The 8,185-nt window shown below is 63.6% G+C and carries 8 protein-coding genes; 2 read left to right on the top strand and 6 right to left on the bottom strand.

Going from position 1 to position 8,185, the window contains the following annotated elements; genetic code table 11:
* The first annotated feature begins 120 nt into the window (after window positions 1-120).
* A complete protein-coding gene (locus HX801_RS04670; RefSeq protein WP_177021684.1) occupies window positions 121-885 on the top strand; it encodes a response regulator in 765 nt (254 codons plus the stop codon).
* Window positions 885-1,922, top strand: a complete 1,038-nt coding sequence (locus HX801_RS04675) for a cell wall metabolism sensor histidine kinase WalK (RefSeq protein ID WP_003217175.1) — start codon at window positions 885-887, stop codon at window positions 1,920-1,922. The genes HX801_RS04670 and HX801_RS04675 overlap by 1 nt, the downstream gene beginning before the upstream one ends.
* Before the next feature lie 28 nt (window positions 1,923-1,950).
* Here HX801_RS04675 and HX801_RS04680 read toward each other — a convergent pair whose 3' ends face one another.
* The 6 genes from HX801_RS04680 to HX801_RS04705 all read right to left on the bottom strand — a co-directional run bounded on the left by HX801_RS04680 (window position 1,951) and on the right by HX801_RS04705 (window position 7,911).
* Window positions 1,951-3,015, bottom strand: a complete 1,065-nt coding sequence (locus HX801_RS04680; protein ID WP_003217173.1) for an AI-2E family transporter — start codon at window positions 3,013-3,015, stop codon at window positions 1,951-1,953.
* A 73-nt stretch (window positions 3,016-3,088) separates the two neighbouring features.
* Window positions 3,089-3,907, bottom strand: coding sequence for a DUF4892 domain-containing protein (locus HX801_RS04685; RefSeq protein ID WP_003217171.1), 819 nt, complete (start codon window positions 3,905-3,907; stop codon window positions 3,089-3,091).
* Window positions 3,908-4,009: 102 nt separating this feature from the next.
* The gene (locus HX801_RS04690) at window positions 4,010-4,864 is read right to left on the bottom strand and encodes an alpha/beta hydrolase (protein ID WP_087695368.1); all 855 of its coding nucleotides are present in this window, start codon (window positions 4,862-4,864) and stop codon (window positions 4,010-4,012) included.
* Window positions 4,861-5,670, bottom strand: coding sequence for an alpha/beta fold hydrolase (locus HX801_RS04695; protein ID WP_177021682.1), 810 nt, complete (start codon window positions 5,668-5,670; stop codon window positions 4,861-4,863). Before HX801_RS04695 ends, HX801_RS04690 begins: the two co-directional genes overlap by 4 nt.
* A 98-nt stretch (window positions 5,671-5,768) precedes the next feature.
* Entirely contained in the window at window positions 5,769-6,212 is a 444-nt protein-coding gene (locus HX801_RS04700) for a hotdog fold thioesterase (RefSeq protein ID WP_003217165.1), read from the bottom strand.
* Between the two features lie 31 nt (window positions 6,213-6,243).
* A complete protein-coding gene (locus HX801_RS04705; protein WP_177021683.1) occupies window positions 6,244-7,911 on the bottom strand; it encodes an AMP-binding protein in 1,668 nt (555 codons plus the stop codon).
* Window positions 7,912-8,185 lie beyond the last annotated feature (274 nt).

Here is an 8,185-nt window from a genome sequence, read left to right on the forward strand (position 1 = left end):
GCCTCGCACACGTGAACCATCGTACAGAACTTCCAGCCCCGGGGCTGGGCGCCTATGCTGAACGCAACAACCTCGCCGCCGAGCTTCGGCCCGGCGGCCAACCAGGTAGATGATCGCACCATGCAAACCCTGACTGCTGTGCTGAATGACGATCAAAAAGCCTCGCTTGTCGGTGAAGACAAACGCTGGAATACCCGCGCACTGATTGTCGACGACGACGTGCCGATCCGCGAACTGCTGATCGATTACCTGGCGCGCTTCAATATCCTCGCCAGCGGCGTGACCGATGGCGCGGCCATGCGCCAGGCCATGCAAGCCGAGACCTTCGACGTGGTGGTGCTCGACCTGATGCTGCCGGGCGAAGACGGCCTGTCGCTGTGCCGCTGGCTGCGGGCGGAATCGGACATCCCGATCCTGATGCTCACCGCCCGCTGCGAACCTACCGACCGCATTATCGGCCTGGAACTGGGGGCCGACGACTACATGTCCAAGCCCTTCGAGCCCCGTGAACTGGTGGCGCGCATCCAGACCATCCTGCGCCGGGTGCGGGATGACCGCACCGAGCAGCGGGCGAATATCCGCTTCGACAACTGGCGCCTCAACAGCGTGCTGCGCCAGCTGGTGGCCGACGACGGGCTGGTGGTGCCGCTGTCCAACGCCGAATTCCGTTTGCTGTGGGTGTTTATCGAGCGCCCGCGCCGGGTGCTGAGCCGCGAACAATTGCTGGACGCGGCCCGGGGTCGCTCCATCGAGGCCTTTGATCGCAGCATTGACCTGCTGGTCTCGCGCCTGCGCCAGAAGCTGGGGGACGACCCCAAGGCCCCGCAGTTGATCAAGACCGTACGCGGTGAAGGCTACCTGTTCGACGCCCGAGATATCGGCTGATGCGCAACGCCTTCAACACCCTGTTCGGGCGGCTGTTCGGTGTGTTGCTGGTAGCGATTGTGCTGGCCCACGCGCTGGCATTCTTCTGGTTTCACCATTATGGCCCGCCGCCCCCTCCGCCCCACGAGACCTTCATCGAGCAACCGGACGGCAGCCTGACGCCAATGCCCAAGGAGCATCGCCGTCCCTGGTTCGGCGGGCCTGTGGTGCCGCTGACCTTCCAGTTTATCTCGCTGATCATTGCCGCCTGGTACGGCGCCAAGCTGCTCAGCCGGCCAATCCAGCGCCTGAGCGCCGCGGCCGAGCGCCTGAGCCTGGACCTCGACAGCCCACCGCTGAACGAGTCCGGCCCACGAGAGGCGCGGCAAGCGGCATCGACCTTCAACCTGATGCAAAAGCGCATCCGCGAACAGGTCACCCAGCGTGCCCGCATGCTGGGCGCCGTGTCCCACGACCTGCGCACGCCGCTGTCACGGCTCAAGCTGCGCCTGGAACAGATCGAAGACACCAAGCTGCAGGGCCAGATGCGCCAGGACCTGGACGACATGATCGGCATGCTCGACGCCACCCTGAGCTACCTGCACGAGCAGCGCACCAGCGAAACCCGGCATTGGCTGGATGTGCAGGCGCTGGTGGAGTCCCTGAGTGAAAACGCCCAGGACCGTGGCTCCGATGTGCAATGCAGTGGTGAGTGCGCGCCGCTGCAAGTGCAACCGATGGCCCTGCGTTCGTGCCTGAACAACCTGATCGACAACGCCCTGCGGTACGCCGGCACAGCGCGCATCGAACTCGCGGACACTCCGCAGGCGCTGGTGGTGAAGGTAATCGACCACGGCCCGGGCATTGCGGCGGATAAACGCGAGGCGGTGTTTGAACCGTTTTATCGGCTGGAAGGCTCGCGCAACCGCAATTCCGGTGGCGTGGGGTTGGGCATGACGATTTCCAAGGAAGCCGTGGAACGCCTCGGTGGACGGCTGAGCCTGGAGGAAACTCCGGGCGGCGGCCTTACCGCCGTAATGTGGCTGCCAAGGGCGTAGGAATGGTTCCTGCGCCCTGCAGGAACCATTACTGCCCGGTTTTATCTTCCCGCCGCACCTGAGCCTGGGTGGCACTCCAGTCGGTCAACAAGCTATACGCCACCGCCAGCAATGTCGGGCCGATAAACAGGCCGATAAAGCCGAACGCAATCAACCCGCCAAACACCCCCAGCAACACGATCACCAGCGGCAGGTTGCCGCCACGGCTGATCAGGTAGGGCTTGAGCACGTTGTCGACGCCGCTGATGATGAACGTGCCCCATACACCGAGGAACACCGCATAGGTGTAGTCGCCCTTCCAGGCGAGCCAGGCGGTGGCCGGAATCCAGATCAGCGGCGGGCCCATCGGAATCAGGCTGAGCAGGAACGTCACGATCCCCAGCACCAAAGCCCCCGGAACACCGGCAATCCAGAAGCCGATCAGCGCCAGCAAGGCCTGGGCGGCAGCGGTGCCGATCACACCGTTGACCACCCGCTGCACCGTACCCGCGACCAGTTCGATGTAATAACCCGCCCGGTCGCCGATCAACCGCTCCAGCAAGCGATGCACAAACATCGCCAGGCGCGGCCCGTCACGGTAGAAAAAGAACACGAACACCAGGCTCAGGGTCAGTTCCAGGATGCCGCCGCCGATCTGCGCACTGCGGGCCAGCAACCAGTTGCCGACCTGTCCCAGATACGGTTTCAACGTGACCATCAGTGCCGCGCCCTGCTGGTCGATGCTGTCCCACATCGCCACCAATCGTTCGCCGACAAAGGGAATGGAGCCGAGCCAGGTGGGCGCCGCAGGCAAGCCATCCACCTGGATATCCTTGATTAGGCCCACGGCATCGCGCACATGGTCGGCCAGGTTGAACCCCAGCCAAACCAGCGGCAACGCCACCAATAGCATCCAGACCAGGGTCAGGATCCCGGCGGCCAGCGATTCGCGACCGCCCAGCCAGCGGGTGAGCAAGCGCATCACCGGCCAACTGGCAAACGCCAGTACCGCGCCCCAGAACAGCGCCGACCAGAACGGCGCCATCACCCAGAAGCTGGCACCAAACAACACCAGCAGCAGGATCTGCACCAGCAGGCGATCGTTATTGAGCATGTGGTTTCTCGAAAAGAAGTCTGTAAGAGCAAGAGCTTAGGCGAACGGCGCGGGTCCGTTCGCCCTGGAACGGTCAGCGTATCAGATGCAGGTGCAAACCCTTGGCTTCAGTGGTGCCGGTTTCCAGGCGCGCCGCACGTACGCCCTGATCGATCAAGCCCTGGCGCCATGCCTCGGCGGTGGGCCCGGTCAAACTGACCCGCAACGTGGCATCCAGGTTCAATCCGCGGGAAATAAGGGTGAGCCAGGTGGCGTCAGGCTCGGCGCCCAGCTTGGGAAAATCCAGCTCGCCAGTGCTTTTCAGTTCCCGCAGCAGCGTAGCGGAGGTCGGCAGCAAATCGCCCAACGGTGCGCTGGCGTCCATCTGTTCCACGTGCAGGTACGCCCGTCGATTGCCCCGGGTGATGCCGTACAACGCGACCAGGGAGTTGTCCTGCGGGGCCGCCAGGCGCAGCAGCAGGTATTCCTGCTGGCCGTCGGCGCCCACCAGCTTGGCATTGCCGAACACTTCATTGGCCCACAGGCTGCTTTCACCGCAATCACGGGCCTGGCACCAGAACAGCAGTTGCGCGCCCTGGGCCTGCAAGGCTTCGCGGGTGGCGGTAAAGGCGGCGCTGGAGGTGTGCTCGGCAGGCAGTTCGTAGGTGATGGCAGTGGCTTGGCCGCGGGCGGTGGCCTGGCCTTCATAGCGCAGCTGGCCGCTGATCTTGCGGATCGAGCCCAGCGGGTAGATACGTTCTTTCTCTTCGGCGGGACGGTAGTCGACGATCTGCGCGTCGACCTGACGGGCCACGGCGGGCAAGTCCTGGCTACCCGGTACGTCGGCGGCAAACACCAGCGGGCTGAAACAGCACAGCCCCAGAACACGGAAAAATCCCTTCGGCATACTCATCGGATCGGCGCGCCCTGGCCATTGGGGTGCGCTGCGGTGTTGAGATCGTTCATGGTTGACTCCCTTTCGATCCGCCCAGCCTCGGCAGTTGACCCCGCCAAGTCAAGGCGTGGAGAAGAACCGATTGAAACAGTCTGCAACAAGGGTAGCGCCTGGCTCGTCATTCAGGTGCAAATGATGGCCACCGGGCAAGGTAGTCACCTGGAACGGAAGCCCGGAAAGCAATTCGGAATGTTTCGCCAACATGCCGTCTTCGGCGACCACCAACTGTGTCGGACAGCCGACTCGGCGCACGAAGGCCATCGCCTGTTCTTCTGTCAGGCGCATGGGGGAGGCCAGGGTCAGGCGGCTGTCGCTGCGCCAGGTGTAACCACCCGGCACGGGCATCAAGCCACGCTGGGCCAGCAGTTCGGCGGCTTCACGACTGACTGCCACCACGCCTTTCATCCGCGCTTCCACCGCGCGATCAAGGGTGCTGTACACCGGCTTGCGCTTGTCCTGCAGGTTCATTTGCGCCTGCAACGCCATGCCGAGGCGTTCGGCGGCGTTGTCTGCGGTGCCGGTCGGCGGGATCACGCCATCAATCAATCCCAGGTGCGTCACCCGCTCCGGCAAGGCGCCGGCCAACACCAGGGAAACGATGGCGCCGAGGGAGTGGCCAAGTAATGCAAAACGTTTCCACCCGAGTTGTTCGGCGACTTGCAGCACGTCGTGGACGTAATCCCACAGGGAATAACCGGCGCCAACGGGGCGATGGGCCGAGTGACCATGGCCGGCCATGTCCAGCGCAACGATGCGCAGGCCATCGAGTTTCGGTGCCAGGCGGGCGAAGCTGTTGGCGTTGTCCAGCCAGCCATGCAGGGCAATCACCGGCAGGCCATCTTCAGGGCCGAACAGATGCGCCGCCAACTCGATGTGCGGCAGCGCCAGGCGGACTTCTTCGACGGGCGCAGTCATGCGCAACTGCGCTCGCGCTGGCGAGCTTCCCAACGGGCAAACAGGTTCTTGATCAAAGTGGCGGTGTCCTGTGGGCGTTCAAGGGGAAACATGTGGCCGCCGGGCATGGTCAGCATTTCGCCCATGGGCATGCGCCCCACGCCGCTGGCATGGTGACGCATCACCACCCGGCTCTGGCGACCACGCACCACCGCCAGCGGCACTTTCAGTTGCCGGGCCTGGCCGGGGCTGGTGTGGGGCACGCCGCGGTAGATGCTGATTTCGGTGGCCGGATCAAAGCGCAGGCGCAGGCGATCACCCACCGGCTCCAGGCCGTGTTGCAGGTAGGCATCAAAACAGTCGGGATCAAAGCCGCGAAACAAGGTCTTGCCAGAGAAGTACTGGCGCGCAGCCGCCAGGTCGGCGAACTCTTCACGACGGCCCAGGGTGCGCCCCGCCGGGGTCAGCCGGTCGATAAAGCCGAAACGCTTGGCCGCGCGGATCACCCAGCGATCGGCCAGGGTCAGTACCGGCGAATCCAGCATCACCACCCCGCGATACAGCTGCGGGCTACGCATGGCCGCATGCAGGTGCAGCACACCACCCAACGAATGGCCCACGCCCCACACCGGCTCCGGTTGTTGCTCAAGGTGGTGGATCAGTTCGTCCACCAGGTTCTGCCAATTGTCATCCACTGGAAACCGGGGGTCGTGACCGTGCTGCGGCAAATGCGCGACGGCGTACTCCGGGGCCAGGGCGGCAAACAATTTGCCGTAGGTCGCCGAAGGAAAGCCATTGGCGTGAGCGAAAAACACGTGCTGCGACATACCTGATCCATCACCGTAAACAGAGTGTTGATTCTCCCCAGACCGGGCAGTCACGGCAATGACTGTAACTGCCAGGAATGATGACACTCACGCCACGCCTATCGGGCCGGCGGCGTCTCCCCCAGCGGTACCACGGCCATGGTCAGGCGCGACACACAGCTGGCCTTGCCTTCATCGCTGGTCAGGCGGATGTCCCACACGTGGGTGGTGCGCCCGATATGAATCGGCTTGGCCACCGCCGTCACCCGCCCGCTGCGCAAGCCGCGCAGGTGGTTGGCGTTGATTTCCAGGCCCACGCAATAGAACTTGCTGGCGTCGATGCACAGGTAACTGGCCATGGAGCCCACGGTTTCCGCGAGTACCACCGACGCGCCGCCGTGCAGCAGGCCGTAGGGTTGATGGGTGCGGTGGTCGATCACCATGCTGGCCGTCAGGGACTCGTCGTCAAAACGTTCAAAGCGGATATCCAGTACTTCACCGATGGTGTTTTTCTGAATCGCATTCAGTTGCTCGATATTCGGTTGGGTGCGCCACAGGCTCATTGATCGGTCCTTATTGGTTTTATGTCAGTGCTCAATCCTGCCACAGCACGGCTTCGGAGCGCTCGCTCCAGGCCAGGAACTGCGACCCGTAGGCTGATTCAATCACGTTGCGCTTGATCTTCAAGGTCGGCGTGAGAAAACCGTTTTCCACCGCCCAACTGTCTTTCACCACCACCAGTTGGCGCAAGCGCTCATGTTTATCGAGCACTTGGTTGACCTCTTCCAGCAAGCGTTCAAGGCTGCCCTGCAAAGCCTGGCGCCCAGCGCCTGCGGCATCTTGCAGACCCACGGCAGATAACACGCACAGGCCCATGGGCGCACTCAAGCCATCGCCCACCACGCACACCTGCTCGATGCGTGCATGTTCGGCCAGGCGGTTTTCAATCGGCGCCGGGGCCACGTATTTGCCTTTGCTGGTCTTGAAGATTTCCTTGAGCCGCCCGGTCAGCCGCAGGCGGCCATCGGTGCCCTGCTCGCCCTTGTCGCCGGTGCGCAGGAAGCCGTCGGCGGTGAGGGTCTCGGCAGTTTTTGCCGGGTCCTTGTAATAACCGAGCATGGTCGCGCCGCTGCGTACCTGGACTTCGCCGTCGTCACCAATGCGCACTTCGACGTCCGGGCATGGCGGGCCGATCCAGCCGAGTTTCTGCTGGCCGGGGCGGCACACGTGGGAGTAGCCGCAGCTTTCGGTCATGCCATAGACCTCCAGCACATCCAGGCCCAGCCGGCGATACCAGACCAACAGTGCTTCGGGCACGGGGGCTGCGCCGGAGAGCGCCACGCGCACAGCGTCCAGGCCCAACCCGGCGAGTACTTTGTGGCCGACCCGTTTGCCGATGAAGGGCAGGCGCAGCAAGGTATCTAGGCGGCTCGGGGGGATTTTGCTATAGACGCCCATCTGGAATTTGGTCCAGATGCGCGGTACGCCGAACAGCGCTGTTGGCCTCGCCCGTTTGAGGTCTGTCAGAAAAGTGTCGAGGCTCTCGGCGAAAAATACTGTCTGTCCGGTGTAGATCGAGGCCATCTCCACGAACATGCGTTCGGCGACGTGGCACAGCGGCAGGTAGGACAGCAGGCGGTCGCCCTCCCCCAGGCCGAACAGTTCAGTGCCGCGGATGGCCGCGAAGGCCAGCGCGCCGAAGCTGTGCATCACGCCCTTGGGCAGGCCGGTGGTGCCGGAGGTGTAGATGATGGTGGCTAGATCGGATGCTGCGGGCGCGGGGTTGTCCTGAATGGGTGAGCAGGCTTGCAGGTCGGCCCAGGTGAAATCGAATTCGCCATCGGGGCACAGCGGCAGGCTGATGGTGGGCAGGTCGGCCTTTACTCCGGCGGACATGGCGGGCCAGTCGTCCAGTTTGCCGATAAATGCCAGTGCGGCTTCGGAATGCTCGAGTACGTGGGCGACGGAGTCGGCGGTGAGGTTGGGGTAGAGCGGGACCGAGACGTGGCCGGCCATCCAGATGGCGAGGTCGGCGATGATCCAGTGGGCGCAGTTTTTCGAGATCAGGGCGATGTGGGAGCCCTGGGGCAGGTCGCGGGCTCGCAGCCAGTGGGCGGCGCAGCGGGCCTGGTGACCGGCTTCGGCCCAGGTGACGGTTTGGACCTCGCCGCCTTTGATGGGCTGAACCAGGAATCGTTGCCGTGGGTGGCGGGCTTCGCGTTCGAAGAAGACTTGCAGCGGCAAACGAATAGCGACAGACATGGACGCGCTCCTTTGTGTTCCGATGGTAGCCAACCAAGCACTTGCTTGGCTGACTATTTCATGGGAGCGCGGGGGGTGCAAGTTCTGCTGTTTGGGGGTATATCCGTTATTTTGGTGATGGCTGAAATGGGTTCCGCTCTTACAGCGGCTCACTTTTGAAAAGCGCAAAAGTAAGCAAAACGCTCTTGCCCCACCACTCGGCTCCTCGCTTAGGCTCGGAGTGCCCTCACTCCGGCTTTGGACCGTGGGCCGCCGTCATGGGCCATCCCTGGCC

The sequence above is a fragment of the Pseudomonas sp. G1002 genome, assembly GCF_013385455.1.
Lineage (GTDB): Bacteria > Pseudomonadota > Gammaproteobacteria > Pseudomonadales > Pseudomonadaceae > Aquipseudomonas.